This window comes from Trichocoleus sp. FACHB-262 (genome assembly GCF_014696035.1).
Taxonomy (GTDB): Bacteria; Cyanobacteriota; Cyanobacteriia; order FACHB-46; family FACHB-46; genus Trichocoleus.
The window spans coordinates 39,791-60,626 of the sequence record NZ_JACJPK010000074.1; the positions used below are offsets into that span (position 1 = coordinate 39,791).

At 47.1% G+C, this 20,836-nt stretch carries 16 protein-coding genes and 1 tRNA gene; 10 read left to right on the plus strand and 7 right to left on the minus strand.

Going from position 1 to position 20,836, the window contains the following annotated elements:
* Window positions 1–8: 8 nt before the first annotated feature.
* Entirely contained in the window at window positions 9–1,640 is a 1,632-nt protein-coding gene (locus H6F68_RS15205) for an ATP-binding protein (RefSeq protein WP_190560222.1), read from the minus strand.
* A 327-nt stretch (window positions 1,641–1,967) separates the two neighbouring features.
* On the opposite strand from H6F68_RS15205, the gene H6F68_RS15210 reads away from it, so the two are divergent.
* From H6F68_RS15210 to H6F68_RS15220, 3 genes are all read left to right on the plus strand, one after another.
* Window positions 1,968–2,864 carry a class I SAM-dependent methyltransferase gene (locus H6F68_RS15210; protein WP_190560224.1) on the plus strand — a complete coding sequence of 299 codons (897 nt, stop codon included), beginning with the start codon at window positions 1,968–1,970 and terminating at the stop codon, window positions 2,862–2,864.
* Window positions 2,865–2,871: 7 nt separating this feature from the next.
* Window positions 2,872–3,597: an HAD family phosphatase gene (locus tag H6F68_RS15215; protein WP_190560226.1), complete on the plus strand. Its 726-nt coding sequence runs from the start codon at window positions 2,872–2,874 to the stop codon at window positions 3,595–3,597.
* A 67-nt stretch (window positions 3,598–3,664) separates the two neighbouring features.
* Window positions 3,665–3,737, plus strand: a tRNA-Ala gene (locus H6F68_RS15220).
* Window positions 3,738–3,837: 100 nt separating this feature from the next.
* Here H6F68_RS15220 and H6F68_RS15225 read toward each other — a convergent pair.
* Complete coding sequence (locus H6F68_RS15225) at window positions 3,838–6,231, minus strand: response regulator (RefSeq protein ID WP_190560228.1); 2,394 nt, start codon at window positions 6,229–6,231, stop codon at window positions 3,838–3,840.
* Window positions 6,232–6,243: 12 nt separating this feature from the next.
* Window positions 6,244–12,297: a hybrid sensor histidine kinase/response regulator gene (locus H6F68_RS15230; protein WP_190560230.1), complete on the minus strand. Its 6,054-nt coding sequence runs from the start codon at window positions 12,295–12,297 to the stop codon at window positions 6,244–6,246.
* Window positions 12,298–12,582: 285 nt separating this feature from the next.
* Between H6F68_RS15230 and H6F68_RS15235 the strand changes: the two genes are divergently transcribed.
* Window positions 12,583–12,813 carry a transposase gene (locus H6F68_RS15235; protein ID WP_190560232.1) on the plus strand — a complete coding sequence of 77 codons (231 nt, stop codon included), beginning with the start codon at window positions 12,583–12,585 and terminating at the stop codon, window positions 12,811–12,813.
* Window positions 12,814–12,848: 35 nt separating this feature from the next.
* On the opposite strand, the gene H6F68_RS15240 is transcribed toward H6F68_RS15235, so the two are convergent.
* A complete protein-coding gene (locus tag H6F68_RS15240; protein ID WP_399314090.1) occupies window positions 12,849–14,078 on the minus strand; it encodes a GNAT family N-acetyltransferase in 1,230 nt (409 codons plus the stop codon).
* A gap of 26 nt (window positions 14,079–14,104) precedes the next feature.
* Window positions 14,105–14,806 carry a RibD family protein gene (locus tag H6F68_RS15245; RefSeq protein WP_190560234.1) on the minus strand — a complete coding sequence of 234 codons (702 nt, stop codon included), beginning with the start codon at window positions 14,804–14,806 and terminating at the stop codon, window positions 14,105–14,107.
* A gap of 42 nt (window positions 14,807–14,848) precedes the next feature.
* Here H6F68_RS15245 and H6F68_RS15250 point away from each other — a divergent pair, with 42 nt between their 5' ends.
* Both H6F68_RS15250 and H6F68_RS15255 read left to right on the plus strand, forming a co-directional pair.
* Window positions 14,849–15,451, plus strand: coding sequence for a methyltransferase domain-containing protein (locus H6F68_RS15250; RefSeq protein WP_190560236.1), 603 nt, complete (start codon window positions 14,849–14,851; stop codon window positions 15,449–15,451).
* A 110-nt stretch (window positions 15,452–15,561) separates the two neighbouring features.
* Window positions 15,562–15,945 carry a DUF4346 domain-containing protein gene (locus tag H6F68_RS15255; RefSeq protein WP_190549917.1) on the plus strand — a complete coding sequence of 128 codons (384 nt, stop codon included), beginning with the start codon at window positions 15,562–15,564 and terminating at the stop codon, window positions 15,943–15,945.
* Between the two features lie 184 nt (window positions 15,946–16,129).
* On the opposite strand, the gene psb32 is transcribed toward H6F68_RS15255, so the two are convergent.
* Window positions 16,130–16,786: a photosystem II repair protein Psb32 gene (psb32, locus tag H6F68_RS15260; RefSeq protein ID WP_242065523.1), complete on the minus strand. Its 657-nt coding sequence runs from the start codon at window positions 16,784–16,786 to the stop codon at window positions 16,130–16,132.
* 540 nt (window positions 16,787–17,326) lie between these two features.
* On the opposite strand from psb32, the gene H6F68_RS15265 reads away from it, so the two are divergent.
* From H6F68_RS15265 to H6F68_RS15275, 3 genes are all read left to right on the plus strand, one after another.
* Window positions 17,327–17,569: a KGG domain-containing protein gene (locus H6F68_RS15265; RefSeq protein WP_190440066.1), complete on the plus strand. Its 243-nt coding sequence runs from the start codon at window positions 17,327–17,329 to the stop codon at window positions 17,567–17,569.
* 363 nt (window positions 17,570–17,932) lie between these two features.
* Complete coding sequence (locus H6F68_RS15270) at window positions 17,933–18,079, plus strand: hypothetical protein (protein ID WP_190560240.1); 147 nt, start codon at window positions 17,933–17,935, stop codon at window positions 18,077–18,079.
* A 188-nt stretch (window positions 18,080–18,267) separates the two neighbouring features.
* The gene (locus H6F68_RS15275) at window positions 18,268–18,681 is read left to right on the plus strand and encodes a response regulator transcription factor (RefSeq protein WP_190549915.1); all 414 of its coding nucleotides are present in this window, start codon (window positions 18,268–18,270) and stop codon (window positions 18,679–18,681) included.
* Window positions 18,682–18,778: 97 nt separating this feature from the next.
* On the opposite strand, the gene H6F68_RS15280 is transcribed toward H6F68_RS15275, so the two are convergent.
* A complete protein-coding gene (locus H6F68_RS15280) occupies window positions 18,779–19,966 on the minus strand; it encodes a HAMP domain-containing sensor histidine kinase (RefSeq protein ID WP_190560242.1) in 1,188 nt (395 codons plus the stop codon).
* A 135-nt stretch (window positions 19,967–20,101) separates the two neighbouring features.
* Here H6F68_RS15280 and surE point away from each other — a divergent pair, with 135 nt between their 5' ends.
* The gene (surE, locus tag H6F68_RS15285) at window positions 20,102–20,779 is read left to right on the plus strand and encodes a 5'/3'-nucleotidase SurE (RefSeq protein WP_190560244.1); all 678 of its coding nucleotides are present in this window, start codon (window positions 20,102–20,104) and stop codon (window positions 20,777–20,779) included.
* Window positions 20,780–20,836 lie beyond the last annotated feature (57 nt).

Below are 20,836 nucleotides of genomic sequence, written 5' to 3' on the forward strand. Positions count from 1 at the left end.
CCTTTCTATTACTCTTTATTAAGTGGTAGCAGCACGGTAAATGTGGTACCTAGCCCAACCGTACTATTAACCGAAACAGTGCCCCTGTGCGTTTCTACAGCTTGCTTGACGATGGATAGCCCTAAGCCAGTTCCTGGAATATTGCCTACATTTGTGGCTCGGTGAAAAGATTCAAACAAACATTTTTGGTCTTGCTGAGGAATTCCTATTCCTGAGTCTTGAACTTGGAAAGCAGCCATTCTATCTTGACAAGAAAGCTGAAAATTGACTTGACCTCCTGTGGGAGAATATTTAACTGCATTTGATAGCAAGTTAATCAAGATATGCCGCACTAACTTCTCATCCATACAGGCTGAATGACACAAACCATCACTGACAAAGTTGATCGAGTGATTAGGACTACTGAGCTGAACTTCCTCCACCAATTCATAGCAAAATTTTTCTAAATCTAGAGGCGTTGGCTGATACTCCAGCTTGCCTGCAGTAGATTTGCCAATCAGTAAAACATCATTTAAGAGCCCATTGAGATGGTGCACCGTTGATTGAATGCGGTGGAGATAAGTCAGCTTTTTTTCATCAGACCATTTATGGCTGTAGTGCTCTAAGCCTTCAGCAGAGGCCAAGATAGTAGTGAGTGGGGTCCGAAATTCGTGCGAGGCTGTGTTAATAAAACGGGATTTAAGTTCACTTAGTTCTTTTTCTTTCGTCAGGGCTTTACGAATTTGTTGTTCTGCTTGCTTGCGTTCGGTAATGTCGCGAGTCACACCCCGGTAACCTTCCAATTGGTTTTGCTGACCAAAGATCGGGGAAGCACTACTCTCGCAAACCACAAGCCGACCATTTTTGTGGACTAGAGTGGTTTCTAGCTGAGTAAAGGGCGTTTGTTGAGCTGTGAAATAACTGATTAAAGTTGTGTAGCGCTTGGCTTCGTCCTCAAGCATAAACTGGTCCAGGGTTTTGCCAATCACCTCATTGGGTTCGTAACCTAAAATGGCGGAAACTTTGGGACTAACGTAAGAAAAAACAGCCTTAATATCCGCTTCCCAAACCCAATCATTGATTTGCTCAACCAAATTTCGGAGTTGCTCTCGACTTTGCCATAGAGCCGCTTCTGCCTCTTGCCGTTTGCGTGTAATTCGAGCTAAAGCCCCCAAATTGCGCCGTAATTCCAGTTGCCTCATGACTTGATTGCCCAACGATTGCAGTGCTGTCAACTGCTCTGGGCTGAGTTGCCTAGGTACGCGATCGAGGGTGCAGAGAGTGCCTAAGGCATGCCCCTTAGCAGTGAGCAAAGGAGAACCAGCATAAAATCGGATATGAGGATCAGCGACTACCAACGGATTGGTGGCGAACCGTTCGTCAGCGAGGGTATCAGGCACCACAAACATGTCGTATTGCAAAACGGCATGGCTACAAAAGGCAACGTCTCGTGGGACTTCTGTAGCATCTAAGCCAACCTTCGCTTTGAACCATTGACGGTTACTGTCAGACAGGCTGATTAAGGCGATAGGAGTTTGACAAATGTAGGCAGCCAAGCGACAGAGTTCATCAAAGGATTCCTCAGCCTCAGTATCCAGGATGGCGTACTGAAGCAGACTTTCAAACCTTTCTGCTTCGTTGGCAGGTAAAAGGGCAGGCATGGCTAGTTCTTGGGAATTTTAGGAGCTTGCACATTTGTTAGAGAGTGCCCAATTGCTGTCTAGTACTGCTGTTTAGGGGCGCACTCTAACTGCACCGTCAAGACCGTAGCAAAAATAGGCTTTTTTCAGGATCGCTCGCTAGAGGCATCCTTAGCAGTTCTGGGCTATGGCTGAGTTAGGTTTATTGCTCACTTGGTAGGAAGTTGAGATGTGAGCGGTGGCATGACGCGAGTTAATTCATTAAACTTCATAAAAGTAGAATGTTACTAAGGCGGTCCTACCTTTTGGTTGTGGCGGCTGGCAAGAACCCCTATTAGGTAGCTTCCTATGGCAGTTCGGAAGGATACAATTTTTGAGCGATTTTTGTCGCCTGTTCTACAGTTGTTTATTGATCGTGACGGCTTAGAGCAGTTTTATCGCAGCATCGATTGGGAAACAGAAAGCGATCGCTTCCGCAACCCCACCCTGGTTTATCCTGCTTACTACAGCACTCAAAATTTTCATGGGGTTGAAAAAGGCTATTTAAATCCCCGAGCGGCGGTCTCTTATGACCCGATCACTCAGTATGTCTTGCTGCCCAACGAAACCTTAATTCGGCAAGCGGCGATCGCCACTGTGCAAGGCAAACCCAGACGCATCTTAGATTTAGGTTGTGGGACAGGCTCAACGACTTTATTGCTCAAACAAGCATTTCCAGAAGCTGAAGTCATTGGCTTGGATTTTTCGCCCTACATGCTAGTCATGGCCGACTATAAAGCGCAGCAGGCTGGGCTAAATATCAAGTTTATTCATGCCAACGCTGAGCAAACAGGCTTGCTAGATGGCTCTTTTGATTTAGTCACCGCTTCTCTGCTGTTTCATGAAACTCCTCCGACTGTTTCACGAGCCATTTTGCAGGAAGCGGCTCGGCTTCTAAAACCTGGCGGAGAAGTTTTGATTCTGGATGGCAGCCAAAACACCCTGCGGCAAACTGAATGGTTGACCCAAATCTTTGAAGAACCCTACATGCAAGCTTATGCCACTGGAAGTGTGGATGCCTGGATGGGGGCAGCGGGGTTTGGCGCGGTACAAACTCAAGAGCTGTGGTGGATACACCAAATCACTTGGGGAATTAAGCCACTTCCGGGGCACGATCCTGAATCTGCTAGCCCCCATCCCAACTCTGTTAGGATTGATGACTCTGCTGTCCCTGACACAGGGTTTCCAGCTCCCGCATTTGAGTAAGCTAAGTATGGTTTTAAAGGCGGTTCTGTTTGATTTTAATGGTGTCATCATCAACGATGAGGCGGTTCATGAGCAGCTGATTGAACAACTGCTGATTGAGGAAAACCTACGGCTCGGTCCTGGAGAGTTTAGTCGTGTCTGCTTAGGACGCAGCGATCGCGCTTGTTTAAGTGAGCTGTTAAACAGTCGGGGCCGAGTCGTCACAGAACCCTATCTAATGGACTTAATGGTTCGCAAAGCTCGTGCCTACCAACGCCACCTAGAAACCCTAGAAAAACTGCCGCTTTATCCAGGCTTAGCCGACTTGATGTTTAACCTGCGAGCAGCGCAACTCAAACTTGCGGTTGTCAGTGGAGCCTTACAGGCTGAAATCGAGTTGGTTTTGCAGAAGAGCCAACTGGCTCCATACTTCAGCGCGATCGTGGCGGGTGATGAGATTACGGCAAGCAAACCTGAACCTGACGGTTATCTTTTAGCCGTGGAACGGCTCAATCAACAATATCCGGAGCTGGATCTGCAACCCTCTGAATGTCTCGCGATCGAGGATACTCCCGCAGGAATTCAGGCAGCGAAGCGAGCGGGAATGTCCGTCGTAGGAGTCGCTAATACTTATCCGTTTCATATGATGCAGCGGCAAGCCAACTGGGCTGTAGACTACCTATCTGACTTAGAGCTGGACCGAGTGCAAGAATTGTATGCTCAACCAAACTTGAGTCAAGCCGCATCTCTCTAACCCCGATTTCATCAGCAATCTCTCTAGAGCTTGTTTAAGTTTCTTGTTATAATAGCCGAGCGCTATTGGGGAATTAGCTCAGTTGGTAGAGTGCTGCGATCGCACCGCAGAGGTCAGGGGTTCGAATCCCCTATTCTCCATTTGTCTTTTAAAGAATTAATGTCCAATTTTGTTGTTTTGGGGATTTCAACCTCTAGCAGGCAATTGACCCCTTCAAAATTTCTGTTTAAAGAATTAATGTTAGTCGATAAAATTATATTGCATTATTTGTTTCTCGGTGGGCTGTCTGAGGACAGCCTGTAGCATTTGTAGCAGCTCTTGAATGGTGTAGGGCTTGGCAAGAAAGTTCTGGATGCCGTTCGCCTCCTGCAATTTGTCGTTAGAGACAAAACCACTAACGGCGATCGCTTTAATCTGCGGATTAATTTTTTGCAGCGTTTGAATGGTGGTGGGGCCATCCATTGATGGCATCATCATATCGACTAGCGCGACAGCAATCTGGTCTTTGTGGCGAGCGCAGAGTGAAATCGCTTCAATGGCATCGTGGGCTGTTAGCACATGATAGTTATAAGCTTCTAGCGCCATTTTGGTTGTTTCTAAAATCTTTGTTTCATCATCGACCACCAGAATCCATTCGGCATTGCCATTGGCTGGATTAGCAGGTTCTACTTGAATGGGAACAGATGCTTCTACTGCTGGCAAGAATACTTTGAACTCAGTTCCTTGACCCACTTTGCTGGATACATCTATGAATCCTCTATGACTTTTAACAATGCCCCTCACCGTAGAAAGCCCTAATCCTGTGCCTTTGCCCAGCTCTTTAGTAGTAAAAAAAGGTTCAAAAATTCTATCTACAATGTCCGGTGGCATGCCAGTTCCGGTGTCTCTCACAATCAGTCCAATGTGGGAACCCACCGAGGCATCCAGATGCAGGCGGGCATAGGGTTCGTCTACAAACAGGTTTTTGGCAGAAATAGTGAGTGTACCGCCGTGAGGCATGGCATCACGAGCATTGACGACCAGGTTCATGAGCACTTGATGCAGGTGCGTGGCATCACCAGACACCAGCCCAAGCCCTGGTTCTACGTCGATGAGCAGCTCAATGGATTTAGGAAACGTCTTTTCAGCAATCTGCTTCACTTCGTGGATCAGGTGTTTCACTTGCACGATCGCCTGTTTACCCTCGACCCCGCGAGCAAATTGCAGCACTTGCTTCACCAGAGCCGCTCCCCGTCTGGTATTCGTTTCAATAATTTCAAACAAATGCTGACTCTGCTGATCGGCATGGGGAAACTTGAACTGTAACAATTGGGCTGTGCTGAGAACGGGAGTCAGAATGTTGTTGAGATCATGAGCAATGCCACCCGCCAGGGTTCCCAAACTTTCCAGCCGTTGGGTTCGCAGAAATTGACTTTCGAGCTGTTTCTTTTCCGTGATGTTGGTATTGACGGTCAAGATCGATTGCGGTTCTCCTTGGGCATCATGCATTAAGGTCCAGCGGCTCGCCACAATGATTTCTTGACCTTGGCGATCGACTTGATATAATTCACCTTGCCAAGTGCCAAATACTCTTAAACTGCTTTGAGCACTTTCAAGCTGATCGAGCGAGTTTGGGGGATACAATAGCTGATTTGCGTCTTGGGCGATCGCCTCTTCCGAACTCCAGCCGTAGACCTGCTCTGCGCCCTTGTTCCAATACTGAATTTTGTTATCTAAATCTCGGACGAGAATGGCATCAGTGGTGATGTTGAGCAGAGCCGCCTGTTCTCGGATTTTATCTGCTGCTTGCTTATGTTGTGTCAGGTCTAATACAAACGTCACGATCGCCTCTTGCGATTCATCCAGCAAAGCGCCACCGACCATCACTGGAATCCGGTAGCCATCTTTATGGAAGTACTCCTTCTCAAAGGCATTAAACGCTCCCAAACTGGCGAGTTCTGCCACTGCGACTTGGCTGAAATGGTTATATTCTGGAGGGGTGAGCACTTGCCAATTGATATTACCCGCTTCTAAGTCAGCGCGATCGTACCCTACCATTTGCAAAAAGGCAGCATTTGCGTCTGTAATACTGCCGTCTAGCTTGCTAAAAATCACGCCAATCACATTGGATTCGATCAGATATCTAAATCGAGCTTCACTGCGCTGTAAGGCTCTAAATGCTTGCTCATGTTCTACCTCCAGGTGTTGGCGTTGTTGAATCTCCTTCTCTAGTCGCTCATTTTGTGCTGTTAAGCGCTTGGTGAGGTTTTGCAGCCGCACATGAGTATTGACTCGGGCCAAAACTTCTTCATGATGTAGCGGTTTCGTGATGTAATCAACTGCGCCCAGATTTAAGCCTTTAACTTTATCTACGTTGTCGCTAACCGCCGTGAGAAAAATAACTGGGATCTCTTGGGTAGCGGGGTTTGCCTTTAACCGACGGCAGGTTTCAAATCCATCGATTCCAGGCATGAGAACGTCGAGCAAAATCAGATCAGGAGGTGCATATTCAGCCAGGGCGATCGCTCTTTCTCCGTCTTCTGCAATCACCACTTTGAAACCTGCCGCCTCTAGTAAGTCGAGCAGCACATCTAAATTTGTGGGCATATCGTCCACAATTAAAATCACATCTTCTTCAGTTATGCCTGTATTCATGAATACCTCTTATTAAAATTGGTTTAAAAATTCCAAAATTTGTCGCCCCTTAAATTCTTTAGCTAACTGTTTCAAGTGGGTGGTAAACGGCCTCAACTGTGGGTCTAACTCTTCTAATTGGGTGGCTCGCCGGGCAATGGTTCGTAAATCTCCTCGCATAACTAAATCCAGAAAAATAGCCAGTTCTTCGGCGGGCAGAGTGGGGAAGTCAGCCGCAGCTAAGGAAGACATTATGAAGTTATTTTCTGGCTGATCCTGTTTCCAGGGTGCCCCAGTTTCGTTGGCATTTTCGTAAATCCATTCTAGTTTCAAGTGTTCTTGTAATTTCTGGAGTAACGCGTCTTCTCGAATAGGTTTCGGTAGAAAATCGTTGCAGCCAACCTTGAGGCTCTGTTGCTGATCGAATTCAAAAACGCTAGCCGAAACTGCAATCACGATCGTGTCTTGCAGAACTGGCATTAACCTAAGGCGTCGGGTGGCCTCAAAACCATCCAAATTTGGCATCACCAAGTCGATCAGGATAGCATCGGGCTGAAACGATTGCGCCAGGTTCAGCCCATCTTCACCGTCCACAGCCTCTAACATCTCAAATCCGAGCGGCTCCAAGAGATTGACGAGGATGGCGCGGTTTGTGGGTTTGTCGTCTACCACTAAAATTTTCCGCTTGTCGCCTTTGATCCCAGCGATCGCCCCCTTTGAGGTAGTCGCAGCCTCTATTGGTGCCTGAGTTTCTGGTAGCTCTAGATCAAACCAGAAGGTGCTGCCTACTCCCAACGTACTCTGGACCTGAAGCCTGCCGCCCATCATCTCTACCAGTTGACCGCTGATCGCCAGTCCTAATCCAGTTCCTTCTGTTTTGCGGCTATTTTCACCAACTTGTTGAAACGGCTGGAAAATCTCTTCCAGCTCATCTGAGGCAATGCCAATGCCAGAGTCTACAATTTGAAAGCGAGTTTTCTGCTCGTGATAACCTACCTTAAAAGCGATCGCCCCAGCCTCGGTGAATTTAACCGCATTGCCCAGCAGATTTAGCAAGACTTGGCGCAGGCGTTTGTCATCGGCTCGAATCACTTTAGGGAGCGGAGACAGAGTTTGATAAGTTAACGTAATTCCTTTTTGCTCTGCTTTAATTCTGCAAATTTCAGCAATGCTGTGTAAAAATTCATCAAAATGAAACTCTCTCGGATACAGTTCCATCTTGCGAGCTTCAATTTTAGATAGATCCAAAACATCGTTGATTAGGTTGAGGAGGTGCTCTCCGCATTGATGAATGATGGCAATGCGATTCTGTTGCTGTTGGGATAGTTCTCGGTCTTTTTGAAAAATCTGGGTATATCCCAAAATGCCATTCAGCGGGGTCCGCAGTTCGTGGCTCATGTTGGCCAAAAACTCACTCTTGGCTTGGTTGGCAGACTGAGCAATTTGCTCTGCTTTCTGGCGATCGCGCGCCTCTTGGCGTAGCTGGACCGTTCGTTCTTCGACTTTTGCTTCTAGCGTTTTGCTGTAATTCTCTAACTGTTCATGGGATCGCTTTAAGTTGGCATTTGCAAGGGCTAAATCTTGATAAAGACGAGCATTTTCAATGGCGATCGCGGCCTGTGAGGATAAAAGCTGTAAAACCTTAACTCGCTCTGCTGTAAAAGCACCTATGGTTAAATTGTTTTCTAGGTAAAGAATGCCAATTAGCTTACCTTGATGCACGATGGGCACACCCAAAATAGATTTTGGTTGGTGATCGAGAATGTAGCGATCGGTGGTAAAAATCCCTTCACGAGTTGCATCATTGAGAACCACACTCTCCTGAGTTTGCCGCACATAATTAATGATGGACAGCGGGAGCTGCTGGCTGGTTTCTACCGCGATCGATTGCTGAACAATGACCTCATTTTGCTTTACCTGCCCAGTCGCTTCAATAAAGAGTTGTGCATCTTTCTCTAAAATGAGTATCCCGGTTTCTGCACCCGCATTTTCTAGCAAAATTTGCATCAATGTCGTCAGTAAACTACTGAAAACAATCTCTCCCGAAAGTGCTTGTGCGGCTTTCATGACCGTGGCTAAATCCAGGTTGTGATCCGTTCCAGAATGATTGGTTGTCCTTTGAGGGTTGGTTGTGTTTGTGCCACTTTTAGCGGCAGCTTTAGTAAAAAGCTGAGGATATTTTTCTTCTAAATGCTCCACTTTAGCTTGAGCGCCCCAGACTTGATAGGCGTAGTGCGCTTTTTGAAAGTAGAGTTGGGCGATCGCGTGTCTACCCCACGCTAAATAGAACTTAGCGGCCAGTTCATAAGCCAGAGCTTCTTCATTGATGTACTCATTGTCTTTGGCCGCAGCAATAGCTTTGTCATACATTTCCATTGCTTCTGTTTTCGCGCCTAAAATGCGATGTCGTTCTGCCTCTACTAAATAGTATTTGTGTAAATGATTCATGGGGGCATGATGCGCCCAGTTTTGCAGTTTTTCCTGATTGGTTTGGACGCGTTCTAAAATATTTTGTTGCTCAATATGTGAAACTTCAGAATAGATAGTTAATCGTACTAAGGAATCATAAAAATAGAAGATCACAACCGTGAGCTGGCCTGTAGATGCCCCAAAAGAACTTTCTATATGAGGGATATGTTCTAGGGCTTCTCGGTAATTTTCAAATCCATAACAAAGCACAAGTTTGTGCAAGTATAAGTAGTGAATTGCCAGTTGATTGTTGGTTTGCTGATGCAATGGCAGCATCTTGACTTCGTCGTAAGCTTCCCCCTCTAACTGGCATAAATTTTGGCTGTTTCCTATCAGATTTAAGACGGCTTGCCAACAGATCTTTGTATTGTTCAGCGCCGTTTCCTGGCTGATGCTATGGAGCGCATCTGTGTAGGTGACTATTTCTCGTTCGAGCTGTATGAGTGGCTGACCCGCAAGAAACGAGTAATGACTCCACACCATAACGGCGTAGCCAGCATATTCTAAATCTCCAGTTTCCAGCCCACTAGAGAAGGTTGACAGAAATGGTTCTAATGTAGTTCGGACATGGTCTTTCCAGTGTTGAACGCCAGCATAGACCAAATGGCAAGTCTTGGCTGCGATTTCTTTGGCATTCAACTTCGACACGAGACGTAACGCTAATTGACCGAACTCATAGCCCCGCTCAATCTCTCCTACCGCTCCACAAAGCAGCAGACTATAGACAGCATAGGCAAAGGGAGATACAGCAGCATTGCCGTATTGCACAGATAAATTAACCTGTTTGCATACGGTCAGAGGCACCAAGGAGGGCATGCCAGAATAGCAAGCAGAAAAGATACTGGACAAAATCCTGATCGCAGCGAGTTGATGAGGATCGCTCATTGCAGGGAGATTGAGTAATGCCTCAGTTGGCGTTCTGTTCAAAATTGCCGCAGTTTCTCCTAGAGCCTGCCCAATATCCGCTGGATTGGGCGCGTCAGGAAACTCGATCCCCAGCTGCTTTAAGACTCGCAATCCTGTGTTCAGTGCTGCTAGTAGCTGTTGCTGCCCCATATCAGCTTGAATCTGGATTTCGTACACTTTTACGCTATCCAATAGCGTTCTGGCGCAGTTTTGCACGATTGCAGCCAATCTCTGCATTTCTTCAAAGTCACCGCTCAAAAATGCGGCCTCTGTCGCTTCGGTATGTAGAGATAATGTGAGGTCGTATTGGTGGTTCCAGCTATCTTCGGCTAACAACTTCAGCCCAAATTGCAAATACGCGATCGCCACTGCATAGGCCGTTGCTGCTTTAGCTTTTTGGCCAGCAGTTAAATTAAGTTTGGCAATCTCAATCTGTTCCGCTTCATTTTCAACTAGCTCAATGCCTAAATTAAGGTGATCGACAATTTCAAATATCTTTTCTGATAATGTTTCTGGTGATATGTTTTGCCAAAGTAAACGACCAATTTGCCAGTGAGTCGCTTGCTTAGAACTATCCTCAATCAAGGCATAGGCCGCCTGTTGCACCCGATCATGGAGAAACCTGCATTCTAGGCTGACTAGATCCGTATTCGTGAGATCTAGGAGATCCGGTGCAAGGGTTAACTCAGAGGTAGGCAATACTAAGCCTTCTGCGATCGCTGACTCTAGATCTTGATAGGTTGCAACTGGCGATCGCTTGTTGATAATTGCTAGCGTCTGCAAGTCAAACTGGTTGCCCACACAGGCGGCTAACTGCAACACTTGTTGAGTTGATTCAGGGAGTTTTCGCAGCTTCTGAATCATCAATTCAACGACGTTATCGGTAATATCAAGCGCCTCAATTTGGGTCATATCCCACTGCCAGCCAGCTTTCGCGTGGTTCGAGAGCGGATTGAAGGTTAGCAGGTTTTCCTGATATAGCGTTTTGAGAAATTGATTCACAAAGAAGGGATTGCCCGATGTTTTGCGAACCACTAATTCAGCCAAGGGTAGGACAGACGTGATATCACTATGCAGCGTATCCGCAATCAGATGGCTAATATCCGTGAGAGCTAAAGGAGCCAGAGTAATTTCATGAATAACAACGTCTTTAGAGCGTAGTGCCTCTAGAGCGATCGTCAAGGGATGGCTCAGACTCACTTCGTTATCTCGATAAGCTCCAATTAAAAACAAATAGCCTATTTCTGCATCCGTCAAGATTACATCTAGTAGCTTCAGCGTGGCGGCATCAGCCCATTGCAAATCATCGAGAAATAGAACCAAAGGATGGTCCGGCGAACAGAATACCCGGATAAAGTTTTGGAAAACTAGATTAAATCGGTTTTGGGCTTCCGTAGGCGCTAACTCTGGAGCAGGAGATTGCTTGCCAATAATCCGCTCCACATCCGGAACCACATCAATTATGACGGAAGCGTTGTAGCCCAAAGCAGCTAAAAGCTTAGTTTTCCATTGCGTCAGTTGAGTTTCACTTCCAGTCAGAAGTTGTTTCACTAGTGACTGAAAGGCCGTGATGATGGCAGAATAAGGAATATTGCGCTGGAATTGGTCAAATTTGCCAGAGATGAAATATCCTCTCGCACCCACAATGGGCTTGCGAACTTCATTGACTAATGACGATTTACCAATGCCAGAGTAGCCTGTAACCATCAAAGCTGCCGTTTTGCCAGCATTGACGTGATTGTCCTGCGGACACGCTACGCGAGCGAACGTACTCATCAATAAACTAACTTCGCGATCGCGCCCGTACAGCTTCTCCGGAATCGAAAACTGGCTAAATAAATCGAACTCTCCCACCTGAAAAGGAGAAATTGTGCCAGTTTGCAGCATCTCCAAACACAGCTCCAAGTCAGCTTTCAGTCCCAATGCACTTTGATAGCGCTCCTCTGCCGTCTTAGCCAGCAACTTCATGACAATGTTAGACAGTGTCTCTGGGATTTCTGAATTGACCAGATGAGGTGGAACGGGCGTTTTGGCAATGTGACAGTGAATGATTTCTAGCGCGTCGGTTCCTAGAAACGGCAACTGCCCAGTCAGCATCTCGTAAAAAGTAACGCCTAGAGAGTAAAAGTCGGTGCGGTAGTCGATGGATCGGTTCATTCTCCCAGTTTGTTCGGGAGACATATAAGAAAGCGTTCCTTCCAAACCATTAATGCTGCTAATCGCTGAATTTTCTCTGGATAGACGGGTAGCAATCCCAAAATCAATTAGCCTGACTTCACCCGTTGCTAAGTTCACCAGAATGTTGTAAGGCTTAATATCTTTGTGAACAATATTTTGTTGATGCAACTGCGCCAAGATTGCAGCTAAATGGATCGCAGTTTGTAAAAAGTTGTTCAACTCAAAAGGTCGAGTGGCGATCGCTTTTGCTAATGATTCTCCGTCAAAATCAGACAGAATTAGAGCTAGCCCATTGCCGTAGTTTTCTAATGCTAAAGGCTTAACAATTTCTTCGATTTCTAAGTCTTGCAGAATTTGATATTCATGCTTCAACTGATTCAGCTGATTCACCGTTGGATATTCAGCTTTCAGCGTTTTGATAATGACTGTTGATCCCAGATCACTGTGAGATACCCTTCTAGCTCGATAAACGCAGGTTGTAGCCCCGTCATAAAGAACTTCGAGCAAGTTGTAGCCAGCGATCGTAGAACTCATTTTCTTTTTTGTGGTAATACGGGTAGGTGCTCAGTGCTCGACTGTTATCCAGGCTAGTTCTTGAAAGAGTTATTGGATGAGTGATTGAACACGACAAAGTTGGCAGCATTACGATCACGTCTATCTCTAGAATAGATGACAGGATTTAAAGACTATTGTCGAAGCGGCCCTGCGGTGCTGTTGTGAGTATTAAATCTCTACGAAAGGATTACCAAAGTTCTAGCAGAAAAAAGGTATCAGGGTGGTTTAGCAACTCTGGTCAAGCAAGCATTTGGGGAGCATTAAATGGAACTAGAAATTAGCCAACATGCTGAGGAGACGAAAGGCTTTCAAGTGGAACCCAAACGATGGATGTTTGAGCGCCCTTGGACATGGTTAGAGAACGCTCGTATTCTGACTTGTGACTACGAACGCTTACCAGAGAATCACGAAAGCATGATTTATGTGTTTATGATCCGGCTGATGCTACGACGATTAACTAAGAATTGGCGGAGATGGGAATCAATCATTGCTTGACGCTCTTTTACAAACACTTTCTGACAAATAATTCTTTAATGGTCACCATCTGTTTGCTCTAAATTGGCATTGGCTTGCTTGAAAGGAAGGGCTTCGTTGATGCCATCCATTTCCTGCTGCTCTAGCTCATTCACTTCCCGGATGTACGATCGCAGGATTTGGCTGAGGCGCTTGTCGTAGAAGCGGTGCAGGCTATGGTTGGGCGTGGCAGGGAAGCCTCGGCGTTTTTTGTGACGACCACCCGCGCCAGGGTCGAAAGTTTGAATGCCATTGGCGATCGCCCATTCAATTGGGCTGTAGTAGCAGGCATCGAAATGGAGACAGTCGATGTCTTGCTGACTGCCCCAGTAACGTCCATAGAGCCGATCGCCTTTAGTGAGACAGAATGACATGCCCATCGGTTGGTGGGGGTCTTGTTCACTGTAGGCAGCGACGAAAACAACTCGGTGACGGTAGTGAGGATGGAGTTGCTCGAAGAACCGTCGGGTTAGATATTTGCTACCCCACCAGCCGAATTTGTCGCAGGTATCGGCATAGTAGGTATACATCAGTGGGAATAGGGAGTTGGGGATGTCATCTCCAGTAAACGTTTTCAGCGTCAGACCTGCTTTCTCAACAGCTTTGCGTTCTCGCTTGATGTTGCGGCGCTGGTTGGCATTAAAGACATTGAGGTAGTCATCAAAGCTTTGGAAGCCGAGGTTGCTCCAGATGAAGCTATGGTGTAGCCAAGGGGTGAAGCCGTGACGTTCTAAAACAGGTCGCCATTCCGGATCGACATAGAGAAAGTGACAACCGGAGATGCGGTTGCGATCGCAGAAGTGATCGATTTCGTCTAGCATCATTTCTACGATTTCGTCTTCATCCTCGCCAGGGGCAATCAGAAAGCGATAGCCTTCAGCAGGAGTGAAGGGCGACATCCCTAGAAGTTTGGGGTAATAACTGATGCCTAAGCGCTGGGCTAAATCGGCCCACTGCTGGTCGAAGACAAACTCGCCATAGCTGTGGCCCTTGATATAGAGCGGGGCAGCAGCGATCAGATGGCGATCGCGCCAAACGGTGAGGTGATTGGGCAACCATCCCGCTTTGGCGGTAGCGCTGCCCGAAGTTTCCATGTTGTTGAGCCAGTCCCATTCAAAAAATGGAGTGTTCAAGGGCATGGCTAATGCGTCCCATTCAGCCTGGGGCACTTCAGAAACTTTGTTGATCCAAGCGAGGGAATACCGGGGCTGGAGTTGTTCGACCATGATTGCTGGAGTTAGGGCCATCCGCTCTCTAGCGTAATTCAATCTTTTCAGCGTTGCAGGCGATAGTGGAGAAAAACTTCGGGGCCGTTAGCTTCCGCCGAGAGCAATTCTAAGCGGGGCGCTGATTCTGCCGAAAAACCTAAACCTTGCACTGGGCTAGGCGCGATCGCTCCACCTAGAATCAAGGGGCAAACTGTCAGCCACAGTTCATCAATCAAATCCAGAGCCATCAAGGAACCAACTACTTCGCCACCTCCCAGCACCGTTAAACGCCGAATTCCCAATGTGGCTAGTTGCTGAAAAGCCTGCTCCCAATCCAAGGTTTGCTCAGGTGCCTCAGGTGCCTCAGCCACCAGGATGCGCTCGAATTCAGCTCTCTCCTGCCAAGCCTTTGCCCCAAGGGTAATCGTGAGCAACCAGCGGGGTACAGGTTGAGCAAAGAAACGCAGGTTGGGGTCAAATTCACCAGAGCGAGAACAAACTATTTGTACAGGTTGGGCGGGTTTGCCTTGCTGCGATCGCATCTCCAACAGTTCCGGGTGAGAGACCCGCAGCGTCGTGCCATAAGCACGCAACGTACCCGCCCCAAACAGTACTGCATCTGCTTGAGCCACTTGTTTTTCCAAATGAGCTTTGTCCGCCGCAGAACCAAACCGAGCGGGCGATCGCCTTACATCGGCAATTTTGCCATCTGCACTCATTGCCAACACAACTGTCGTATGGGGTCGAGCCAAAGCCGAGTCAACCATAGAGTTTGTTTAGACTAGGTAAGGTTGAAGAGAATAGTACTTATGGTGTCAGTTCGAGAAGCAGATTATTGGCAGCAACGGTATTGCGAAGGTACAGACCGTTGGGATATTGGACAAGCTGCACCACCATTTGCCAAGTTGCTAAACTCATCTCCTGCTCCTAAACCAGGCCGAACTGCTGTACTTGGTTGTGGACGAGGGTATGATGCGCTGTTATTTGCGGCTCATGGTTTTGAAGTGATGGGGTTTGACTTCGCGCCAACCGCGATCGCTGCCGCTACCGTCCTAGCTCAAACTAGTCAGAACCCAGCCCAGTTCCTCCAGCGCAACATTTTTGATTTAGCCGCCGAATTTCCTGGTAGTTTTGACTACGTGATTGAGCATACCTGCTTTTGCGCGATCGCCCCAGAACAGCGAGCTGACTATGTGCAACTCGTCCACACCTTGCTTAAACCTCAAGGACAACTTCTAGCACTGTTCTTCACCCACAACCGTCCAGGTGGCCCTCCCTTTGGCATTGCACCCGTCCAGATTCAGCAGTATTTTCAACCTAGTTTCCAGATTCTAGAGCTAGCACCTGTCGCCAACTCCATCCCAGAGCGCCAAGGAGAAGAACACTTAGGCCGCTTCCAGCGCCAGGATTGAAAGATAGTCCCAGTATTTACAACTCAATTCGCAGGAGAGCTGCTCTCTTCGTAGAATGTAGTCAAGGTCACAATCAACGTGCAGAGAAATTGTCCAGAGATCGCATTCCCATGAATCCAATTGTTGAAGCAGTTACCGTCCTCGATAACAAATTATCCAACCGCTATATCGACCTCGATCCAGGCGGCTACTTCATCATCTACATCGATCGCGAAACCAACCAAATTTGCGCCAAGCACTACACCAACACCATCAACGATCGCGGGTTAGCCGTTGATCCAGAAACAGGCGAAGTCATCCCAGTTCGGGGAAAAGTAGAACGCACTCACACCAAAATCTACAGTGCTAGAAGTGCCAAAGAACTCTGCATCCAACTCTTTGAGTCTAAAGAACCCAGCCTCGTCACCAAGCTCGATCACGCCGCCTACCTAGGCCGAGAATTCGTCCGAGCTGAAACCGCCATGCTCTCCGGAGAGGAATATGTGCAGGACTAGAGAAGGATGAAGGATGAAGGGAGTGAAAAGTGAGGAATTAGAAGCCAGGAGCCAAGAACCAGAGATTAAGAAGTAGCAACCCAAGAACTCGAAACGCTAACAGCTAGGCTCGTTTGGAGGGGGTCTGGGGGACGCAACCGTCCCTCAGCGGGGATTTGGGGGCGAGTGCCCCCAAGGCTCGGTTCTATGCCCGAGACTGTAAAAACAAGTAGAAATAGTAAGTCGCCATTGGAATCACGGTGGCAGCAACCAACAACCCAACCACCCAAACCAAAGAATTGCCTCGCTCCTGCTCGGTTTTCTCCGCCGTGGCGAATGTTCCTTCCACCCGTACATTGTCCACAACTTGAGGTGGACCCGGATCAGACCGACCCGAAAGCACTGCTACCAAGCGATCGCTCACATCTAAAAACGCCTGGTTATAGTTGTCACCCTGCACCAACGGTACCAGCAACGTTTCCTGAGCTACACTAGTCGCGATCGCATCCGACATCACCGCTTTTACCTGGTCACCCGTGCGGATTGCCGCCTGATTCGTCACTTTATCTAGCACCAAAAGCGTTTGCTTGGCTTGGGCTTCAGGAGTCGGAAACCACTTCTCAAACAGCTTATTCGTAAACCCTTCTGGACTCTCATCGTAGTCAAGGCGACGGATCACGACCAAATGAACTTCGTTCCCAGTTTGCTGAGATAAATCTTCTAATTCCTTAGTAATTTTGCCTTCGTTGAGGCGACTGATGACATCAGCTTGGTCCAAAAGCAGCGTTTGTGGCGGCGAGCTAGGCATCTCATAAATTCCAGTGGCCCTAGCAGGTGAGGCCACCAACTGCACAGCCAACATAACTAACGCTAGGCATAGAACCAGGCGTTGAAGCAAACCACTCCAACAGCGAATGTTAATGAGGAAGTGTCTCATACGCACGTATCTCTAAACCAATGTTTTCACGATACACCGCTTAGACGAATTATGAACAATTGTTACAGAGATTAAAGAATGCAGACGGAATCCGTGAGCGAGTGAATCAGAAAATTAGCGATTTGGAGGAGCAAGAGCGATCGCAACTTTTTAATCAAAATTTCTGAAAGTTCTTGATTAAAAAATCTATTAAGAACTGCTACTACATTTATTCTGTGAGCTTTTCATGCTTGGCTACTATAACCTTGAATGAGCTAGATTTACGCCAAATTCTATGTCTAAAGAGCTAGATTATGGCTCTCCGTCATTAGAAGGAAAAATTTTCTCTTTTAATTCTTAATTATCAATCCTTAGTCGGAGGAAGCGGTACATCTGTTTTTTTAGGCTAGAGACAACAAGTGAATCACTTGTAATGATTTTGGGTTTCAACAAAGTTTAATAGTCGCTGACGCAAGGAGTCTTTCTATGGCAAATAAAAAGAAGGAAGAGAAAGGGAAACAGGGTTTTGCCTCCATGGACGAAAGCAAGCAACGTGAGATTGCTAGCATGGGTGGCAAGGCTGCACACGAGAAAGGCACTGCTCATGAGTTTAGCCCTGAAGAAGCTAGAGAAGCTGGGCGCAAAGGTGGCGAAACAGTCAGCCAAGACCGCGATCACATGGCAGAAATTGGGCGTGAAGGCGGTCGGAACAGCCATAAAAACCGTTAGGCTTGAAGCATGCATCTATTGAAGTTCTAACTATAAAAGCCCTAGAAATTACTGGGGCTTTTATAGTTAGAGAATTCTAATTTATTAGTTATGGTTCATCACAGTCTAATTTTGCTGGCGATCGCTTTCCATCTCTGCTCCCCGCCTGCAAATATTTCTATAATGAATGGCTGCTATTTTTAGTAGAAAAAACTGTTCATTGGGCTTAAATTTGGTATGGAAATTGGGTGCTTTTTTGTTTGGTTAGGCGCGATCACTCCAACGCTCCCGACTCACCCAGTTGGGTCATTTACTTGGAGGATTTCTGTCATCGACTTAAAGGAGTATCTTTAAGATATGAAATTGAGCTGAGGGGCTACTGCAATGGCAGAAAAACTCTTGCTAGCAGCGGTCATTACTGGTTTGCTGAGTCTAGGACTAGGAGCAGGGGATCTGGAAACTACACCTCCAGCATCCTTTTTCTTAAGCTTTCGAGTTACCTCAGGTTTAAGCTTACCTCTCTATCCTTAGCGAGCTGAGTCGCTGGAATGAAGAGCCAAGCGAGGTTAACTGAGGGCGATTGCTACAGATCTGGTGTTGGCCTGAAATGGTTTTGGTTTGAGGTGTTTAGTAGCTGGGATCATCTTAAGACGGAGGTAAGTTAACTCTTCAATCACTAATATGAAGGGCCATAACACCTCCACCTAAAAAATAGTTTTATGTCTCCTACTCAAGCTCACCCCCCAGCCAAACGCATTTTAATTGTTGATGACATGCCCGATAATTTGTCTCTTTTAGAAGCAATCTTGATTGAAGAAGGATTTGAGGTTGATAGTGCCAGAAATGGTAAATCTGCTCTAGCTCTTTTAGAAGCGTCACCTCCTGCCTTAGCCCTGATCGATGCCATGATGCCTGGCATGGATGGTTATGAACTAACCCGGCGCATCCGGCAAAATAAAAGCTTACCGTTCATCCCAGTGATTTTGATTACTGCGTCTGAGAGTGCCAGTGCTCCAGCAGGATTAGACTTGGGAGCCAATGACTTCATCCGCAAGCCGATTGACTATGACGAGTTAATGGCTAGGATTAATGCGTTTTTACGTTTAAAAGACACAATGAGCCCCTCGCAGTAGCCACTTTTCGAGGGTTACTACTTTTCGAGGGTTAGTAGAGAGTTGCTTTTTTGCGCTCCATGGAAAAAGCAATTCTTAAATATAGACCTTATGCTCCCTAAGCTTGAATTTTTAGAGGCCAAGTCACCGTAAAGGTAGAGCCTACTCCCAGCTGAGATTTTAGCTCAATTTTTCCTTGCATGAGATTGACAAGTTGGGAGACGATCGCTAAGCCCAATCCAGTACTATCTGGCACATGCACCTCGTTGTTCTCAGCGCGATAAAAGGGATCAAAAACCAATGACTGCTCTTCTGGGGCAATCCCGATTCCTGTGTCTTTAACTGCCAACAACCATTGGCGATCGCCTAAAGTCTCACAGGAGAGCCAAATCGTGCCTGATTTGGTGTAGCGAATTGCATTACTCAGGAGATTGGTAACAATTTGCTGCAAGCGTAGAGAATCTGTATACACCGTTGCAGGGGCGCGATCGCAATTAACCACAAGCTCTAGAGCTTTGGTATCTGCCAAAGGCTTGAGCATCTCCACCACATCCTTAATCACAGAACGTACTTCAGTGGGTTCTGGATGCAGGTCCATTTTGCCTGCTTCATAGCGGGAAATCTCGAGGGCATCATTGATCAGTCGTAGTAGCTGTCTACCATTACGAACGACAGTCTCAATATGCTCTACATGGGATGTGGTGTCTCGTGTCTCTGGCACCTTGCGAGACGCTCGCAACATCAACTCTGAGTAGCCAATAATGGAATTGAGGGGGTTTTTTAGCTCATGAGCTAGTTGGGATAGATTGTCTTGATTCGCTTTCACTAAGCGAGTAAGTTCCTGGTTTGTGAGTTCTGCTTGGCTTTGGAGTTGGTGCAACTCACACAAGCGCTCTTCCACATAACTGTTAAAGCACTGGGTAATCGCTTCGTCAATCATGGTGTCAATTAAGCTATATGCCCGTATTACGTCCGACACCGTTCCTTTGAGAAAATCGGTTTCCAGAGTAGCAAAGATGACCCGACGTAGAAGGTGATACTCACGAGCAATTTCATTGGGTGCAAAACCTTGAGCCGCCCGTAAGACCCCATGCTCTAAACTTCTCTCAACAATGGATTGAATATCATTATCTTGAGTCTGGGAGAGAATGCTAACCATGGCTACAAGCACATCCGGAAGATGATCCCGAATTGCCGATCGCGGTAGATCGTCAACCGCCGGAATCTGTAAATCCTGGCGAACTGTCTCAATCCAGGTTTGTACAATGATGTCTCGTTTTGCAGCTAGCGCTTGACTAAAATCCATCGTGCCTCAGGTTCAAAGGATGGAGCAGGCTCTAGCATCATTCTAATTGAGCAGCTACTTGATTAATCACGCGATCGCCCCCCTAAAATAAGGCCAATTCCCTTTGTGCCCGTTTTAATCCAGCCCCCACCCAGTATGACTCTAATTCTCACCAATGATGATGGTATTGATGCCCCTGGAATTCGAGCTTTGCAAAAGGCCGTGAATGGAACAGGTGTGCTGGTCGCTCCCAAACTAGAATGGTCTGGTTGTGGGCATCGGGTCACGACTACCATTCCCATTCATATTGAGCAGCGATCGCCCGCCGAGTATGCGATCGGAGGCACTCCTGCCGATTGTGTCCGTATCGCGATCAGCCATCTCTTTCCCAAAGTCCAATTTGTCCTGTCTGGGATCAACGCTGGAGGCAACTTGGGCGCAGATGTATATATTTCTGGAACCGTAGCAGCCGTGCGCGAAGCTGCATTACATGGAATTCCAGGTGTAGCTATATCTCACTACCGCAAAGGGAGACGCAATGTGGATTGGGATACAGCCGCGCGCTGGACTGCTCAGGTTTTAACCCAGCTGCGCGATCGCCCCCTAGAGCTCGGCAGCTTTTGGAATGTCAATCTTCCTCATTTAGAACCCGGTGATCCTGATCCAGAGGTCGTGTTTTGTGATTCCTGCAAGCGGCCACTACCGATTGATTACGCGATCGAAGGAGACTCCCTAATTTACAAAGGAGAATATTCCAAACGCGCTCGCACTCTAGGTAGTGATGTTGATGTCTGTTTCTCTGGCAAAATTGCCGTGACGCAGCTCCATCTATGACCTATTCCTTCCTTAGGGTAGATTAACCTTGGTGATAGGGCTTTTCTAGCGACAAAA